The sequence below is a fragment of the Serratia sp. NPDC078593 genome (assembly GCF_050268245.1).
GTDB lineage: Bacteria > Pseudomonadota > Gammaproteobacteria > Enterobacterales > Enterobacteriaceae > JBNNGK01.
The window spans coordinates 304586-323211 of the sequence record NZ_JBNNGK010000003.1; the positions used below are offsets into that span (position 1 = coordinate 304586).

Sequence of the window (18626 nt, forward strand, 5' to 3'; positions counted from 1 at the left end):
TGAGGGGGGAATAATGGCGCCACAGGAAATTTCCGCGTGCCGTCTTTCGGTTTTTATTTCATTTTTATTTTACCTCATTCGTTGTTTTATTTTAATTTCTAATGGATACTGTTCATTCTTTCTGATGATGTCGGCCATGTATCAATCATTGAAATCATTGGCGGCGAGATGAGTCATCCGAGCGTAAATTGAAAGCTTGATGTTTAATTAGGCGGGTTGTCGTGATCAAGAATAATCCCCGTTAATTTTAATCGAGGTGTTTCAAGCATGTTTAGTAAAAATGAATATGTAAGAGTGACATTATATATTGCATTGCTGTTGAGTGTTCCTGGTCCGACCAATACATTGCTTATCTGCGCAGGTTACACGCAGGGTTTCGTGAAAAGCTTGAAACTGATTTTATCGGAATGGATAGGGCGGTTACAGCATGGGGAGTCTTTTTCACCTGTTTGGCGCAACACGGAAATCCGGTGTTAAACATCATTAAATTGATGCCTTCATTTTACTCGGCTTATTTGGCGATAAAAGTGTAGCGCTTTTCGCTTCATCAGGTTCGCAGCAATATGACTTTCGGCATGGTATTCATTACAACGCTGCTCAATCCAAAGGTTTTTTATTTGCGGACTCGATTATCCCTCCATCGGCTTTTCTTTATCAAGACAGTTACTTTCATGCCATGCTCTGTTTGTTATTGGCATTGTTACCTGTTTCCCTCATATGAACTTATTCAGGTACCCTCATTAATTTCAGTGAACACTCAAATTACAAGTTAAAACCCGTGCTTTTTTATCGCAGCGCCTCAGTGGTTATTTCATTTTTTGCCACTTCGATGTTTTACAAATTGGTATCAATGATGCTTTAGCGGTTGCTCAACCGGGTTGAGCAGGGGCCGCATGCGTTAATTGCCAAATAGCCTGGCGATATTTTGCCGAACTTCTGGTTGGAAAAAGGTTTTCTCATGCATGAGAACTTCCTGCGCAGTATAGTTTGGCAATTGGGCGCGCAAATTCCGGGTCAGATGGTCCTTTAACGTGATGAGCGACAGACGGGGTTTTTTTACCAGATCCCTGGCGATGGATAAAGCCGCCGCGGCGACGTCCTCCCTAGGATAAACCGGGAACGGCACGCCCCTTTGTTTCAACGCTTCGCCGCGATAGTTATTCCCCAACATCAACATTTCTGCCCCTAAAGCCAGACCCAGTTTCTCCGGTACGATAAGGGTTCCTCCCATGCCGGGAGTAAAGCCGTACTTCATAAAATTGGCGGTATAAATGCTTTCCTTGCTCATAATCACAAAATCGGCAAAGAGCCCCATCACTAGGCCGCCTCCCACGGCATGCCCCTGCATAGCGGAAATGACCGGGATAGGGCATTCCAATGGCAGGCTGTAGATGTTGGTGTCCGTGAACTTTCCTTTTCCTGCCTGCAAGGCAAACAGATCTTCCTGAGTTCCCCCTGTGGCGAAATAGTTATCATAGCCAGTAAGAATGACGGCTTTATAACGCTCCGACGTTTCAACCTGTTTGAACGCCGTGATCAGTTCATTGACCAAAGCGCGTGAAAAGGTGTTCTTATAGGCGCGATCTTGCATGCGTATCTGGGCGATTCCCGGTTCTATCTCCTGAAAATCAATGACATTTGTCGACATTTCTAGGCCTCCCAGGGGTATTTGCCCGTTTGTATGTAACGGTTTATTTTTCTGATGTTGTCCTCATCTGAGAAAATTTCCACATTCATCGCCAAAGCCGCTGACTTTTGATCGCAAACCCGCGTATCAAGTTCCGCCATGTAGGATTTGTAACGCACGATGGCTGATTTTGATAAACAGCTAAGCCGTTGAATATGCTTTTTAAGGAGCAGGTCGCTGTTATCGCAATAATCGTCAACCAATCCCCAGGCGTGGGCCTGTTCCGCCGACACTGGCTTGGTCATTAGCGTCATATAATGCGCTTTTTGTTTGCCTATCTTGTGTATCAGGAAGGGGAGTACACAGGCCGGCAACAAGCCGAATAACATTTCAGACAGGCTGAACAGAGCCCGATTGTCGGCAATGACGATATCGCTGGCGGCAACGAAACCTAATCCTCCCGCGTTGGCCTTGCCCTTGACATGTGCAATGCTGATGTAAGGCCCACTCATCATATCTTGCCAGACAGAATAAAGGATTTCCGGATCCTGAGGCCGGCCACCGCTGTCGTTTCCGGCTATATTTCCTTGTTCGATGGCCTGTAAATCTGCGCCGAAGCAAAAGAACTCAGGCAGGCCCTCAACAACCAATATGTTGATTTTATCGCGAAACTCGTGGATGACAGACCGACACTCGAAGGCAAATGCTTCATTGATCGTATTGTTGGCTTCAGGCCGGTATATTTGCAGATATAAGACCGAGCCTTCCTGCCGCAGTCGTAGCGTTTGATATGATGACATGGTCAAACCCATTCATATTCACGATGAAACTGGTTGATGCGTCTCAAAACCAGGCGGTGAGGTGCGTGGGATCCTGTATGAATTTGCGGGAATAGGTTCAGATCCAGCTCGACGGTTTTGGTGCCGAAACTGACACGCTGGTTGCTGTAAAGCAAAGCGTCATATTCATCCATGGTCAGTTCCCGGCGGTTGTCCAGGTGAGCGCCGATGCCCATTTGCCTGACGCGTCGGGCGCTTTCAGGTGTGACTACGCCGCTGAAAAACTCGGAACAACAGCCAGACCCGTACGAAAAACAGCCGATACGCTGTGCTGATTGAATATCGGCATTCGCCAACGTGCTGAGCAGTGAAAGCGCTAACGTCGCTCCCATAATATTGCCGACGCGCTGGCAATAATTTAACCCGGGAATGACCCGACGGACGAAGTCGGCTTCAATATCCTGCGGGGCGGCGTGAACCAGCTTACGCATCATGTTGCGATGAGCGCCTTTGACCATTCCGCCGAACGGCGTATGGAAGGCCAAATAGCCAAAGGTGTTCACATAATCAATGTCGGCGGTACGTTTCTCGTATTCCCGATACGCTTTTTCGCAACATTCTAGGTAGGCCAATAATGACAGATCCGAATCCCCGGTTTCCATATCGGGAATGGGTCTACAGGTATCCATCACTTCATAACCGTAATACCCATTCGCCCCAACATCGATTTGAAAAACGTGCGGGTTGTCGCTGACCAGCATGGCCACGGCGCCCGAACCACCGCTCGGTTCGGCAAAAGACCAATCCTGGCTGGTAGCTGCGGCGTTTTCCTCATCCAGGATGAAACGCGTCATATCGGTGGCGATAACGAGCGCCTTGCTGCCTGGTGATGTCTGAGAAAGGATCGTATTCACCGCCATTTGCAATCCGGCGACGCCGGAGTAGCAGGCCGTTTTCAGTTCAAACAAGCGACAATTTCGCTTTATTCCCAAGTAGTGGTGCACATAGGTGCTGAGGGATTTGCCGAAGTCGATGCCTGACTCCGTACAGGTAATCAACAACTCAATGCTATTTTTTTCTGCATCACTCAGAGCATCCAGAATGGGTTTGGCGGCATTGACGGCAAAGCTGACGGGATCTTCACAGGGTAAACTGACTGTTTTTTGCTTCATCAGCAGATTGTCGAAGCGTGATATATCCAGCTGACGATGTTGCGCCAGATCTCTGACATTGATATAGCTTGAGCCGCAAAAGGCGTTTATCGCTTCAATTCCAACGGAAATCATAATGCCTCTTTTCGCGAGGTTACATGGGAGGTTTACGCCGTTATTGGCTGACATGTTCCAACACAACGCAGGTATTAATGCCACCGAAACCGAAAGCATTATTCAATGCGATGGCGATCGGCTGGCTTTGAGCCTGTTGCCCGACAAAACGGCAGTCATTGTCGATGGGGTTTTCCAGATTCAAATTCGGATGCAGGAAGTGTTCTTTCATCTGTATCAACGTGGCGGCCGCTTCCACGGCGGCGGCGGCGTACAGGCAATGCCCCGTGAGGCTTTTGGTGGAGTTTAGCCAAATTTGCCGATGATAGGGGCCAAAGGCGTGCTTGATGGCGGCAATTTCAGTTTCATCTCCCTGCAATGAACTGGTGCCGTGAGTATTGATGTAATTGACCGAGTCATAAGGGCGATTCGCCGCCAGAAGCGCCTGGCGCATCGCGCGCGACTCACCTTCACTGCTTGGATTGCTACCGCGATTGGCATCCAGGCAGAGGCTGCCGCCAAGCACGCGCCCCCAAATCGGCGCATTGCGTTCATTGGCGCTTTGCTCATTTTCGAGCAACAGGCAGGCGCAGCCTTGGCCATAGACAAAACCTTGCCGATTAAGGTCAAAAGGGCGGCAAAGCCGCGCGGCATCGAATGCGTCGCCTTCAGTCAGCAAGGCACCGCTGTTTTTGAAAGCCTGTATTTCCGGCGGTGACAAATCCGCCATCGCGCCGACGACCAGACAAGCCTGCGTAACCCCTGAAGCGATTTGCCGGTAGGCGTGGAGAAGACCGGTGTTGCCGCTGGCAGACGCTCCACCCACGGTATAGCCTTCTCCGCGGAGGGTTAAAAGTTCGCTGAGCAGCGCCAGTTGGTTAGTATCCATAAAGCACAGCGCATGGCTGGCGGGAACAAACTCGGGGCGTTCAACATAAGACTGACGGATTTGATATTGATACTTTTGTTCGATGTTATGCCCGGCAATGATGACCCCTCGTTGGTCGGGAGGATAGGGACACCCGTCGGCGAAGGCGTCATGCCAGGCTTCAAGCGCGGTTGCGAGCGATAAATGGGCGCTTAGCGGCGCTTTGGCGCCCAGGCGCAGCGCATGATTCAGTGTGTCCTGTGAGAGGGGTAAAGATGCCAGTGCGGTTTTGTAACTGTAGTCCGCCAGGCTGGCCTTGATTGCAGGAAATTCATTGATATGACACTTAACGCCGCTGATGCCTGATTTCAGAGATTGGGTAAAGGCGGGTATTCCAATTCCATTGGCAGCAGAAACGCCTAAGCCGGTCACAACGACATGGTTCATCATACGCCCCCGGTCTTACTTTACTGAATGTGCATTTATGCAACAGAACAGCATATGCAAATGAAATGGTTACTGCGCTTTGGCGTGCAGGAAACTGGCTAACTCACCGATGTTTTTTAGAGAGGCGGCTTCGTGGAGCGGGAATATGACATCAATAGCTTCCATGCTGGAAAGGAGAATATCCGCACGGTCAATTGAGTTGGCGCCTAAATCTCGCATGCTGTGTTCTTGTTTAATATCACCGGCGTCAAGGTGCGGCAAGGTTTCCAATAGGTTTTTTACGATGATGTTGAATATGTCTTCTTTACTCTTTGGGCTCATACGCTACTCCTTACTTGTATGGGTGAGTATGAATTAACATGAATGAGAATGGATTTTCTTAATTTTAATGCCAAAGAACAACATCAGAGTTAATCATTCTCTGATAATGAATCTCGATCTAAAAACCGCTTTCCCTTTATTAACCCTGAGGGATTAATAAAGATCAACCATGAAGGACACTTAACTTTTCGCTTTGTGTGCAACCTTATATCAGGGAGGGTAAAGGAGTGTCAATTAGTATTTATCAATTTTTTTACAGTATCGTAACCTGCCGAGATCGCCTGTTTTTTGCGCATTTTTGTATCTAATACAGATGTTTTCACGGCACGGCCTGCCTGACGGATAGTTGCCCACAGGAGGAAACAGGCTCATCGCAACGCCAACTGTCAGAACCATGCTGCGGGCGCCCGTTATCGTGTTTCTCGCCGCGTACGCTCTTTGGCATTCGATACCCGTCAGGGTGATCGGGCAACGAAAGGTGCAATGTTGGTGTTATTTTTTTATTTTAAATCAATTTATTGTGGTTTTTATTCTGATATTTTTTATGCGGCACGCGTTACTCAGCCGTTCCGTAGGTATCTTTCTTGACCATGCGGAAATGCATTCTCGGCAAGCGTCTTTACGCTGTCCGCATCGCACCCCGCGGCGTAAGAACAAGACGGTTATTATCCCTGCCGACTCAATTGCGCTGTTCGTTTCATCAACACCCCTCGATACTGGTGGGAGCTTGTCAGTCGGGGTTGTATGTTAAAAATATTTAGATTGGCTTAATATTTACACTCCTGTTTTTATTAAGAAAAACTAATTAAATGTTAATAATGAAACTAACTGAAATAATTTTTACGCAGCAGCTCGCTGTTTCATTTTAAGTTTTGGTTATAGTTATTCGGTTCTGAATATATTGAAATTGAACTTTAAGTGAAAAATCCTTCCAAAGTTAACCCAAATATTAATGCATATTGGTGAAGGGGTCGTGATGTCGGCGTACAGGTTAAGTGACAGCAGTCTTATTGTTTCTGGGCATGTGGTATTAAATGAACCTATTCTGCCGGCGATGGGATATGTTCATTTTGTTGCGTCATCATTATTGAATAATAACGACGCTAATAATGCCACCGGCATTTACCCTATGCAGATAAAAAATGCAGTCTGGTTCTCGCCGATGCCCCTGGATATGGGGGCCTGCGAGGTGAATATTGTTTTTGGCGAAGAAGACGGTGATAAAACTTACTGGGTTACGTCAAAGGTGCCGGGCAAGGCGACAAAGCGCCATGCGACGGGCGTAGTGTCATTCGATCTTAACGCTGTCGAAGCAAACGAAAGGCCCGCACGCTCCGTATTTCCACTGCCCGATATCACAGCGCAAACCTTCACCCATAGGCTGACCCGTGATGACATTTACCGCCAGTTTCTGTCTGCCGGCCTCGATTACCGGGGCAATTTTCAGTGTTTGCATGCGCTGCACTGCAACCGAACGCTTTTTTGGGGCCAGATCTGTGCAGATGCGGATGAAGAAAGCCTGACGGGCCTTCCTTCCCCCTACATTCTCGACGCCGCAATACAAACGGTTTTGCTTGGCGCCGGAAAAACCCTGTGGGGTGACTTCCCTGGGCAAGTTTATGTCCCTTTCTCGTTAGACAATATATTGATTTACAAGCCATTAACGGAAAAGTGCGATGTTTTTTCCATCCCAAGGCTGGCGTCTTCACACTCGCCTGACAAGGGGATTTTCGACGTGCTGATAGTCAGTGAATCTGGGGACATACTGGTGGAAATGAAAGGCTTGCATATACGGACATACCATAAAGGCGGGCAGGGTGAACAGGGAGTGCTTGCCGCCACGCCAATGGATGCGGGGCAAACATGGGCGATCGCCGCCACCTTTACGGCAGAACCGATCGTTGAGCCTCTGCAAACGTGGTTCTCCCAACTGAACTGGCATGATCGCATCAAGTTTGCGCCGTACAATCAGGTTTATCAGGAGCTGCTCAGTCCGCAGAGTTTGCTGGCGACAAACGCCACAGGTGTAAATGCGATTCTGTGTCGATTAGAAGATCTGATCGCCAATGATGCGGCGCAAGCGCCCACTACAGGGAAAAATGGCGTCCCTCAGGTTTCACCGGAACAAATCAATCATCATTTAACGGATTGCGAGCGTTTCGTCCTGCCTAACGGTATGGAGATCGCGCATCTGAAGCCCTATGAAACTCGCTATCTGTACGAAGAAATTTTCGTAGAGAAAACATACGTGAAACACGGTATTTCCTTTGCGCCAGGGGATGTGGTCGTTGATATTGGCGGCAACATCGGCATGTTTTCCCTGTTTGCTACAACTCAATGTCCTGATTTACGTATTTTTTCTTGCGAACCGTCACCGATCTCCCACGCCATTCTTCGCAAGAATCTTGCACTCTATGCGCCTGAAGCGAAAGCGTTGCAAGTGGGCATTGCCGACAAAGATGGTGAAGCCGAATTTGTTTTTTACCCCAACTCTTCAGTGTGGTCCGGGTTCCATACCGATGACGCGGAAGATGGCGAAGCGTTGAAAAAATCCATGGAAAATGAGGTGGCCAAGCACCTTGGCGCCATGGACGGTGAAGTTATTCGCGAACATTTGGATGCGATGATCGGCGAACGTCTGCAAAAACAAACTTATCAAGTACCGATGCGTTCATTGGCCAGCATCATGCAAGAGCATCATATAAAGACTATCGATCTGTTGAAGGTCGACGCGGAAAAATGTGAATGGGACATTTTAAGCAGCATTGCTGATGATGTCTGGCCGAATATTCGCCAGATCGTAGTCGAAGTTCATGATAAAGAAGGGACTACGGCAGACAACATCGCCCGGCTGCTGCGTGATAAAGGCTATGAGCTGGCGGTAGTGGAAGAAGATATGCTTAAGTCTTCCGGGCTTGCTAACTTTTATGCCAGACGTCCGGCAGTTCAGGCTGACAATGTGCCGCGTTTGTCCCCCTTCGAACAAGGCGTCTACGATAACTTTAACGATCTGATGACCCTGGTCGGAGAGCAACCTCACCGTCGTAAAGGCCCGACGCTCTTCGTGCTTTGCCCGCCTTCCCCCGCAATGCGTGAGCGGTTTTCCACCGCCTTGTTAACGCAAGTCGCTCAGATGATGCATCGCATACAGGGCGATAAGGCGAAGATACGCTGTATTGACCTGAATCATCAGCTGCAGGCTTATGGTGTCACCGACTATCACGATGATGTGCGTGATGAAATGGGGCATATTCCCTATGCGCCCGCGTTTTTCGAGGTAATAGCTTCCGTTCTCGTACGCCATACCCATGCCAATCGGCGCCCGCCTTATAAAGTGATCGCCCTGGATTGCGATAACACGCTGTGGTCTGGCGTAGTCGGCGAACAGGGCGCCGCGGGCGTCACTATCGATGCGAATTTCCGCGCATTACAGCAGTTTATGTTGCGCCAAAAAGAGCGGGGAATGCTGCTATGCCTGGTGAGCAAGAATGACAAGGAAGATGTCAAGCAGGTCTTCGACAGCCGTGACGACATGGTTTTGCAATGGGATGACTTTGTTGATGTGCAAATCAACTGGAACGCCAAATCTGACAATTTGCAACGTCTGGCAAAAATGCTGAATCTGAGTTTGGATAGCTTTGTTTTTCTTGATGACAGTCCGATTGAATGCGCCGAGGTCTCTGCGCATTGCCCGCAGGTGCTCAGTTTGCGATTGCCGGAGAATAGCGACGCTATTCCCGGATTCCTGGCGCATGTATGGGCCTTTGATCACCTGAGCCGCACGACAGATGAGGATGCAAAACGCACCCATCTTTATCAGGTGCAAGTCCAGCGTGAAGCATTCCGCCAAAGTGCATTCAGCATGGAGACGTTCATTCACGGGCTTGGCCTTGATGTCGCCCTCCAGCCGGCAACGCCGGATCAGGCGGAAAGGCTGTCTCAGCTGACACTCCGCACCAACCAGTTCAACCTTGTTAAAACGCCTTACTCCGCCGACGATATCCTTTCCCGCATTCAGCATCCTGAGCAGGGGTGTTGGAGCATCCGCGTTTCCGATCGCTTTGGCGATTACGGTATCTGCGGCCTGTGCCTGTTTTCCGAACACGAACACGCGTTGTCCGTGGATGGTCTGTTGCTCAGTTGCCGCGTGCTGGGACGCGGTGTTGAATATCAGGTGTTGAATGCGCTGGGGCGTACCGCTCTGGAACGGAAGAAGCACACCGTGGCGATCCACTTTGCAGCCAATGATAAAAACCAGCCGGCGGAAAAATTCCTGCGCGGCATTCCAGTAATGGTGCAGGAGTCGTCCGGTAGTTGGGCGTATTCCGCACCGGCCGCCGCCTTGGCCGAACTGGCATTTACTCCTTCGCCTCAGGCTATTGATTCAGCGAGTGACAATGCGCCTTCTGCGCAGGAGACAGCCTCTCTTCCGTACGGGCAATCACATGATACGCGGCAAATGCAGCAGATTGCCGAACAGCACGGCCGGCTCTCGCTGTCTCAAACCGAACGGGCATGCCCACCGATTACAGTGCACCAGCCAGACAACATCGACAACGATGCCGTTTTGCATTTCATCGATACTGCAATTGAGCAGAGCCTGCATGAATGCCTGAAGGCAAAGGTTGATATCGACGAGACCAAAGCTTTTTCCGAGTATGGCGTCGACTCCTTCGCCGCCATTAACCTAGCGGTCAAATTGAACGCCACTTTCTTGATCAAGCTACCCAGCACCGTGATCTTCGATTACGGCTGTGTCAGTGATTTGCGCCGTTATCTGCTGGCAAATTATCGCTCTGCCATTGTGGCACGTATGCAACCAAACGTTGTGCCTGCAGATGATGCGGGCCGTCGCGCCAGGGCGCCGGTGAATCAAAACCGAAAAAACGCAAATGATGCCGGCGAAAAGGCCCAATACGGCGGGGATATCGCCGTCATTGGCATGTCTGCGCGCTTCCCCGGCATTGCGAACGTTGACGAGTTCTGGTCGATGTTGCTGGCTAGCGGTAACTGCATTTCTGACGTGCCGGTAGAACGCTGGGATATTGCGGCCTATTACGATGAAGATCGTTCCAAACCGAATAAAACTTACGGTCGCTGGGGCGGTTTTATCGAGGACATTGATAAGTTTGACGCGTCTTTCTTTGGTATTTCCGGTAAAGAAGCCAAACAGATGGATCCTCAGCAACGCCTGTTCCTGCAGGAAAGCTGGCACGCGCTGGAAGATGCGGGATATGCCAACCGAGACATCAAAAACAAGAAGTGGGGCGTTTATGCCGGCGCGGATGCCGGCGATTACCAAGCTAATCTGCGGCGCTATGGTGTTCCGTTAGACGCTTCTTCATTCATGGGGAACGATTCGTCGATTCTGGCGGCGCGTATCGCTTACTTTATGGATATGAAAGGCCCGGCGATGGCGATCGATACCGCGTCTTCGTCGTCTTTGGCCGCAGTGCATTTGGCCTGTGAAAGCTTGAGAAGCGGCGCGGTCGAAATGGCGATCGCCGGCGGCGTGTCAATTCATACTACCGTCAACTTTCATATTTTATGCGCGAAGGCCGGTATGTTGTCGGCCGATGGGCGCTGTAAACCTTTCGATCATCGGGCCGACGGTTTTGTTCCGGGAGAAGCGGTCGGCGTTGTTGTCCTGAAGCGTCTTCAGGATGCCATTACCGATAAAGATCCAATTTATAGCGTGATCAAAGGATCCGCCATGAACCAGGATGGCAAAACCAACGGGATCACTGCGCCGAGCAGCCGTTCGCAGACCGAATTGATTTGTCAGGTTTACGATGAGCTGAATCTCAGCGCCGATGAACTGACCTATATCGAGGCCCACGGCACCGGAACCAAACTGGGTGATCCGATAGAGATAACCGCCCTGACGGATGCCTTCCGCAAGCAAACTCAACGCGCCGGCTTTTGCGCCATTGGTTCGGTCAAAAGCAACATCGGACATTGTGTTCATGCGTCTGGGGTCAGCGCGTTGATCAAGCTATTGCTGTCTTTCAAACATCGCAAGTTGCCTCCCAGCGCCAACTATGACAAACCGAACCCGCTGATCCCCTTTGAAGAAACGCCTTTTGTCGTCAATACCCAGGTTCAGGATTGGCAGCCGAACGCTCAGGGCAAACGGATAGCCGCAGTGAGCTCTTTCGGTTTTAGCGGGACCAATGTGCATATGGTGCTTGAAGAGTTTAGTCCTGCGAGTGACGAAGGGGCACCAACAAAACAGCTTAATGCGCTGGATCCCGAACCCGCCTTGTTGTTGCTTTCCGCCAGAAGTGAAGCACAATTGCACCTGCTGGCTCAACAACTGAAAACGTATGTTCAGCAACACTCGCCGCTGACTCTCGGCGAATTAAAGGATATCGCTTATACGTTGCAACTTGGCCGAGAATCCTTGGGCCATCGTCTGGCGGTTGCCGGAAAAAGTGAGGCGGAGATGCTCTCGGGGCTGGAGGACTACCTCAACCGGCATGCGTTTGAGCAAACTTATCTCACCGCCGCCGTGGCGCAAGGCGAGCGGAATAGAGGCAACAGCGCGGAGCAGCAGGCGGAAATCGACCGCGCCATGCAGCAACGCGACCTGAGAGGGCTGGCCGGGCAGTGGCTGGAAGGGCGGCAAATTGACTGGTCTGCTTGGTATCCGGCGGTACGCCAACGCGTGGCCAACCTGCCGCGTTATCCTTTTGAACAAGAACGGTACTGGCTGCCCGAAAACCAAACCCGCGCCATGCCATATGCCCTGAGCGATGCCGGAACGATATCTGCGGCCGATGTCTCATCGGCAGTCACGGCCGCTCCCTTGACTGAAAACACGCCGGGCAAGCGGGTGTTGGCCGCCTTGCAAACCTTCCAGTCGGCGGATTCGCAGGCTGAGATAGCCTCCATCCCGCTAACGGATGAAGGCCAGGGCATATTCTCGCTGCGCCTCCAGGGTGCCGACGGGGTTTCGGCCAATCATCTTTCCCACATATTGACGGCGTTAAAACGCCGCACGGACATCAGCGTTCTGTTGCTCTGCGGGGATGAGCATGGCTTCCTTACCGATCTTGAGCATGACCATGAGCTGTTTTTACAGCAAGCGCTCTACCGTACCGTGCTGATGATGCCGTTTCCTGTGATCGCTGTCGTGCCTGGTGATTGCAAAGGGTATGCCTGGTTGCTCGCCTGCCTGTGCGATTTTGCCGTGTTGAGCGCAACGGCCCGCTATCACTACGCCAGCCGCGATCAACGGGTATCGCAGCCGTTGTATCACCTGCTGAGCGAGCGTTTTGCGCCAGCTGCGGCTCAGGCTTTGCTGACCGACACGCGGCAGAGGGAGGGTCGACAGTTGAAAACCTTGGGGATGCTGATGCCGGTTTTCCCGTCGGCAGAGGTTGCCGCGGAAGGACTGAAACTGGCGCGGGAGCTGGCGAAAGCGCCCAGAGAAGCGCTGGTTCAATTGAAGCAGCATTTGGCGGCTACGCTGGTTGAACTGTCTGCCGCATCGGCAGATAACCCGATCGCGTTTACGCCAGACGCCGCGGTTTCTGCTCCGTTACTGCCGGAAAATGGGGTGCAGGCGTTCGAAAACGGTCAATTGCCAGCGCCGTCTGGCCAGCCGCACAAAGTGGCGCTCAGTTCCACGGTTATCGAGGCGGAAGCTTATGACAATGGCGTGCTGTTGGTTCGGTTATGTGAGCGTGAAAGCCGTAATAAGTTCTCGAAAGCCTTCGTGGCCGGTTTTGAAGAGATCTTTACTCATATCCGTCAACATCACGTTTATAAAGTGGTGGTGCTAACCGGATATGATCACTATTTTGCCAGCGGCGGCACGCTGGAAACGCTGCAGGCGATCCAGAAAGGCGAAGCGAAGTTCACCGACGAAAAAATCTTCGCCTTGCCGTTAGAATGTGAAATTCCGGTCATCGCCGCGATGCAAGGGCATGGCATTGGTCCGGGATGGGCCGTCGGCATGTTTTGCGATGAGGCGATCTTCAGTCTGGAAAGCGTCTATTACAGCCCGTATATGCGTTACGGGTTTACCCCGGGAGCAGGGGCGACGCTGATCCTTCCCAGCAGGCTGGGCCTGGATCTCGCTAGGGAAGTGCTGTTTACCGCCGGTGAGTATAAAGGGGATGAGTTCCTGCAACGCGGGCTCAAAAATCCGGTGCTTGAACGCGCCCGGGTGTTGCCCTTTGCGCTGGCTGCCGCCAGTGCGGTCGCCCAGAAATCGCGAGCTGAGCTGGTTGCCTGGAAAACGCAACGCTCGCAGCCTTTGCGAGATCGCGTCGAAGCGAACTACGCGCAGGAGCTTCGGATGCATGAACGGACTTTTGTCGGCAATCCAGAGGTGTTATCGCGTATCCAACAGCATTTTAACCTGGGCGCCAAGCAGCCGGAATCGATCGCTCCACAGCAAGGCGCGAATGCGTTGATGGTGAATGCAGCGCATTCCGTCGGTGCCGGGCAGCCCTCGCAAGACGCACCTCAGGCGTTGTTTGATAAAGTTTATGTTCTCCTGCGGCGGATGCTGACCGAAGAATTGCAAATCAAAGCCGAGCACGTTGAAAGCGAGCAGTCTTTTGTCGACCTTGGGCTGGATTCGATTACCGGCGTCACCTGGGTTAGAAAAGTCAATGCGGAATACGGGCTGACGCTCAACGCCGCCGACATTTACAGTTACCCCAATCTGAAACTCTTCACCGCGCTGGTGATCGATAAAGCGGACCTCAGTGCTGTCGTGGCTGACCATCATGCTGTTAAATCGAATAAGGCCGCGGACGTCTTGCCGGCGCTGTCCGCCGACAGCCTAGCAGCAGACCGTGCCGGCCATGTGGAAACCCGGTCAGCCAACGTGCTGGCGTTTTTAAGCCAAACGCTGTCTCAAGAACTGCAAATTAAAGCGCAGGCGATTGATCCTGACATCGCTTTTGTTGATTTGGGTCTGGATTCGATAACCGGCGTCACCTGGATCCGAAAAATCAACCAGCACTTCGGCCTGGCACTGAATGCAGCGGAAATATACAGCTATCCTACGCTGCAAGAGTTCGCCGCGCTGGTGCAGCGCTATGCCGTGGCGACGGTGCCGCTAAGCCAGACGTCGACAGAACCGACGGCGCAATGGCATGAGGCGCCGCTGCCGGCTGCGAGGCCGGAAGAGCACCGCACCCCGCATGCAGATTCGCCGGCGGCGCCAGAACCGGCGTCTGCCGCAGGTCAGGCGATTGCTATCGTCGGTATGTCCGGCCAGTTCCCGAAAGCGAAGAATTTGCAGCAGTTCTGGGAGAATTTGCGCGCCGGCGTCGACTGTATTTCAGAAGTGCCTGCCGAACGCTGGCCGGTAACGGCGTTCTTTGACGCTAACCCTCAAGCACCCGGAAAAACCTACTCCAAATGGATGGGGGTACTGGACGATGCCGACAAGTTTGATCCGCTGTTCTTCAATATTTCTCCTCGCGAAGCCGAACTGATGGATCCGCAGCAGCGGGTATTTCTTGAAGCCTGTTGGGGCTGCATAGAAGACTCGGGGTACAACCCTGCCGATTTGTCCGGCAGCCGATGCGGCGTTTTCGTCGGATGCGGCGAGGGTGACTATGAAGCGCGCTTTGGCATGGAACTCAATGCGCAAACCTTTATGGGAAATGCCGCGTCGATTCTCGCCGCGAGAATCGCCTACCACCTGAATTTGCAAGGGCCAAGTCTGGCTATCGATACCGCCTGCTCATCCTCTTTGGTGGCGATGGCCTCGGCCTGTGACAGTTTAGTGCTGGGCAATTGCGATCTGGCGTTGGCCGGTGGGGTTTGCGTATTGGCCGGCCCAAGCATGCACATCATGACCAGCAAAGCCGGAATGCTGTCGGAAGATGGGCGCTGCTTTACCTTTGATCAGCGTGCCAATGGCTTTGTTCCTGGAGAAGGCGTGGGCGTGGTGCTGCTAAAACGCCTTGAAGAGGCGATTGAAGCTCGGGACGTCATTCATGGCGTGATCAGAGGATGGGGTGTCAATCAGGATGGCAAAAGCAACGGTATCACGGCTCCGAACGGCAACGCGCAGTCGCGCTTGGAGCAGAAGGTATACACCCGCTTTGGGATCGATCCTGAGCGCATTCAATACGTAGAAGCTCACGGGACGGGCACCAAGTTGGGCGATCCCGTTGAAGTTGCAGGTTTAAAGCAGAGCTTCGCGCAATTTACCCGCCAAGCGAATTACTGCGCATTGGGCTCGGTGAAAAGCAATATCGGTCATACCCTGAGAGCCGCCGGGGTCGCCTCGGTGCTTAAGGTGTTGCTGGCGATGAAGAATCGCCAGATACCGCCCATGTTGCAGCATCAGGCGCTTAATGAACACATTGCGCTGGACGGCTCACCCTTTTACGTCAACCGGGAGCTTCGGGATTGGAGCGTGGCAGCGGGGCACCGCCGTCAGGCGGCCGTAAGTTCGTTCGGCTTTAGCGGCACCAATGCCCACCTGGTGATTGAACAGTTCTCAAGCGAGGATGCGCCCTCCATCGTTACCGGACAACCCGCCACGCGCGAACCGGCGCTGATCGTCTTGTCGGCGAAAAACGACGCGCAGCTCAGGCAAAGCGCCGTCAATTTGTTGGCTCATGTACGTGAACAGGCTGACCGGATGCGAACGCAAGAAGGCCAGGCCGGAGGAGCGGATGCCTACCTGCACTCACTGGCTTATACCCTGCAAACCGGGCGTGAAGCGATGAGTGAGCGGTTAGGATTTGTCGCGCACACGCTTGATGAGTTGCAAAGCCAGCTTGCAGCCGCGCTCGACGGCGAGCAGCAAACCCACGATCCGATCTTCCGAGGCAAGAGCAAATCACAGAGCGATGTGTTGTCGCTCTTTAACGTCGATGACGATATGCATGGCCTGGTGCAAGCCTGGGCCGCCAAGGGCAAGTTTGCCAAACTCCTCGAGATATGGGTCAAAGGCGTCAATATCGATTGGGATATTCTCTATCTAAAGGGGACGTCGGCACTCAGCCCTCGAAAAGTGTCTCTGCCGACGTATCCGTTTGCCCGTGAACGCTACTGGGTCGATCTGCTCACCGTGCCTGCCGAGGGTACTCTGGGCGCGCCGGCAGACGCGGCGCCCGTTTCCGGTACGCTTGCGCAAATGCATGACGCACCGATGGATTTCACCGCTTATGAGAACCTGCTGGCGGCAGGCGCAATGTCTCCGCAAGGCCGCCTCCCCGGATTATGGTTGCTGGAACAGGTGCTGAGCGCCTGCGAGTCATCCGCCCGCGGGCATACGGCCGAACTGAATTATCTGCTGTGGGGACAACCGGCCAGCGTACAGGACGCTGTAGATGGCAATATTCAAACCTATTTCGCCCGCGAGGATGACGGTCTCTATTTCCAGTGCGTGACCGAGAAAACGCATCAATCCGTGACTCATCATTTTGGCCAGGTCGCCCTGAACGCATCCGCCGGCGTAGGCAGCCATGTGCAGGATCTGCAGGCGCTAGAAGCCCGGCTGGAAGCGCCTCATCACCAGCCGGCGGCGCAGCAAATCAAACGGACAATCGATGAAAGCGGGTTACACAAGCACGCGGTGGCCGAAAAAATGTGTTTTGACGGCACACAGTTACTGGCGCGACTCAGCGCCTTTGCGCAACGGCCGGCGCTGCTGACCGCCTGCTGGCAGCTGCTCTCAGCGTTAAACCATTATTGTCATCCTCAAACCCCGGCGCATGGACAGTGGTACCCGTTCTCGCTGGATTCGATCATGACTTATAAGCCGGTTCCAGAGCGCGCGACGGTCTGCATTTCACCCGCGCCTGCGGAACATGCGTCTTTGGTGATCACCGGCGATCTCCCCGGATATGACCTGAGCGTGTACGACGAATCGGGCGCGCTTTGCCTGCGGCTCAGCAACTTGAAAATGGTGAGGGAAGAGGCCTTGCTCACCCTTGAATCGTCCGAACCCTGATCGCGCAGAACACTGATTACTGACCGAATAACCCGTACGGTTTTGCCAGCCCGTTGAAAGAGGTGATGTCATTGATGGATGTACAAGGAAAACGAGTATGCATTATCGGTGGCGGCCCTTATGGGGTCAGCCTCGGTAAAGAGTTGAACCAGGGCGGCATTGATTATGACCTGTATGAAGCCGAATCCGACTTTGGCGGCGTATGGAATGCTGACAGCCGCTGTGGCCGCACCTATCCGTCATTGCATCTGATCTCCCCGAAGGTCAATACCCAATATCCGGATTTCCCCATGCCGGAAGATTACCCTCATTATCCCAACCATAAACTGATGCATCAATATATCTGCCATTACGCGCGCACCTTTGGGGTCTATGAGAAAGCCCATTTCAATGTCGCCGTCACCCGTATTGAACCGCAGGATAAGGGTTGGCAGGTTGAGTTATCGACGGGGGAAAGAAAGTTTTATTCTTTTGTTCTGGTCAGCAACGGCATGCAACGAGAGGCCCGCTATCCTGAATCGGCTTATCGTGGCCATTTCACCGGCGATATCATGCATTCGATCGATTACCGGACGCCGGAGCGTATCAAGGGCAAGCGGGTCTTGATCATTGGCGCCGGCAACTCCGGCTGCGACATCGCGGTCGACGCAGTTCATCATTGCCAGGCGGTCTACCATAGCACGCGGCGCGGTTACTACTATCAGCCCAAGTTTATCAACGGCATGCCAACCCCAAGATGGATGGAAGGGTTGGGGAATAAATTTAACACTCGCGAAGAAACGCTGGCTTATATACAACAGGTTTTCAAGCTCGCCAGTTACGACGGTACGGATTTCGGTTTAAAGAAGCCGGATTATCCGTTGGATGCCTCCCATCCGATCATGAACTCTCAACTGCTCTATTTTATTGGCCACGGCGATATCCAGCCCAAGGGAGACGTGAGCGAGTTTCGCGGTAATACCGTGATATTCGAAGACGGTTCGCAGGTTGAGGTCGATACCCTTATTTATGCGACAGGATATAACCGCCGCTTCCCCTTCCTGGACAACAAATATCTGGATATGAAGAACGGCATTCCAGACTGTTTCTTACACATCGTTCCCAAAAACTTTAATAACCTGCTTTTTGTCGGTTATATCAACTCCGCTACGGGCCTGGGGGTTTCCGCCCGTTCTCACGGTTTGTTCGTAGTGGATTACCTCAAGGCTTATTTCGCTCAGTCTCAAGGGCTGCACGATTTTACCCGAATGAAAAAAGAGCAAAACCCCGATCTGGGGCAGAACTATTACATCGGATCTTTCCGGCATCAGTGGGAAGTCGATCTCTGGAAGTTCCTTAAGTTACTGGCGCAGTACCGTGAAGTACTCAACAGAAGGTAGAGGCG

At 52.4% G+C, this 18626-nt stretch carries 7 protein-coding genes; 2 read left to right on the forward strand and 5 right to left on the reverse strand.

Annotated features, from left to right (window positions below):
* Positions 1 to 898: 898 nt before the first annotated feature.
* The 5 genes from ACQKDS_RS05555 to ACQKDS_RS05575 all read right to left on the reverse strand — a co-directional run bounded on the left by ACQKDS_RS05555 (position 899) and on the right by ACQKDS_RS05575 (position 5307).
* Positions 899 to 1648: a polyketide synthase gene (locus tag ACQKDS_RS05555; RefSeq protein WP_399666310.1), complete on the reverse strand. Its 750-nt coding sequence runs from the start codon at positions 1646 to 1648 to the stop codon at positions 899 to 901.
* Between the two features lie 2 nt (positions 1649 to 1650).
* Complete coding sequence (locus ACQKDS_RS05560) at positions 1651 to 2427, reverse strand: enoyl-CoA hydratase/isomerase (RefSeq protein WP_399666307.1); 777 nt, start codon at positions 2425 to 2427, stop codon at positions 1651 to 1653.
* A 2-nt stretch (positions 2428 to 2429) separates the two neighbouring features.
* Positions 2430 to 3692, reverse strand: coding sequence for a hydroxymethylglutaryl-CoA synthase family protein (locus ACQKDS_RS05565; protein WP_399666305.1), 1263 nt, complete (start codon positions 3690 to 3692; stop codon positions 2430 to 2432).
* Between the two features lie 40 nt (positions 3693 to 3732).
* Complete coding sequence (locus ACQKDS_RS05570; protein ID WP_399666302.1) at positions 3733 to 4989, reverse strand: beta-ketoacyl synthase N-terminal-like domain-containing protein; 1257 nt, start codon at positions 4987 to 4989, stop codon at positions 3733 to 3735.
* Positions 4990 to 5055: 66 nt separating this feature from the next.
* The gene (locus tag ACQKDS_RS05575) at positions 5056 to 5307 is read right to left on the reverse strand and encodes an acyl carrier protein (protein ID WP_399666300.1); all 252 of its coding nucleotides are present in this window, start codon (positions 5305 to 5307) and stop codon (positions 5056 to 5058) included.
* A gap of 976 nt (positions 5308 to 6283) precedes the next feature.
* On the opposite strand from ACQKDS_RS05575, the gene ACQKDS_RS05580 reads away from it, so the two are divergent.
* The gene (locus ACQKDS_RS05580) at positions 6284 to 17242 is read left to right on the forward strand and encodes an FkbM family methyltransferase (protein WP_399666297.1); all 10959 of its coding nucleotides are present in this window, start codon (positions 6284 to 6286) and stop codon (positions 17240 to 17242) included.
* Positions 17243 to 17316: 74 nt separating this feature from the next.
* A complete protein-coding gene (locus ACQKDS_RS05585) occupies positions 17317 to 18621 on the forward strand; it encodes a flavin-containing monooxygenase (RefSeq protein ID WP_399666294.1) in 1305 nt (434 codons plus the stop codon).
* The last annotated feature ends 5 nt before the right edge of the window (positions 18622 to 18626 follow it).

Coding starts and splice junctions, on each gene's coding strand:
- ACQKDS_RS05585 (WP_399666294.1), top strand. CDS start 17,317: ATGGATGTACAAGGAAAACGAGTATGCATTATCGGTGGCGGCCCTTAT.
- ACQKDS_RS05570 (WP_399666302.1), bottom strand. CDS start 4,989: ATGATGAACCATGTCGTTGTGACCGGCTTAGGCGTTTCTGCTGCCAAT.
- ACQKDS_RS05575 (WP_399666300.1), bottom strand. CDS start 5,307: ATGAGCCCAAAGAGTAAAGAAGACATATTCAACATCATCGTAAAAAAC.
- ACQKDS_RS05560 (WP_399666307.1), bottom strand. CDS start 2,427: ATGTCATCATATCAAACGCTACGACTGCGGCAGGAAGGCTCGGTCTTA.
- ACQKDS_RS05555 (WP_399666310.1), bottom strand. CDS start 1,648: ATGTCGACAAATGTCATTGATTTTCAGGAGATAGAACCGGGAATCGCC.
- ACQKDS_RS05580 (WP_399666297.1), top strand. CDS start 6,284: ATGTCGGCGTACAGGTTAAGTGACAGCAGTCTTATTGTTTCTGGGCAT.
- ACQKDS_RS05565 (WP_399666305.1), bottom strand. CDS start 3,692: ATGATTTCCGTTGGAATTGAAGCGATAAACGCCTTTTGCGGCTCAAGC.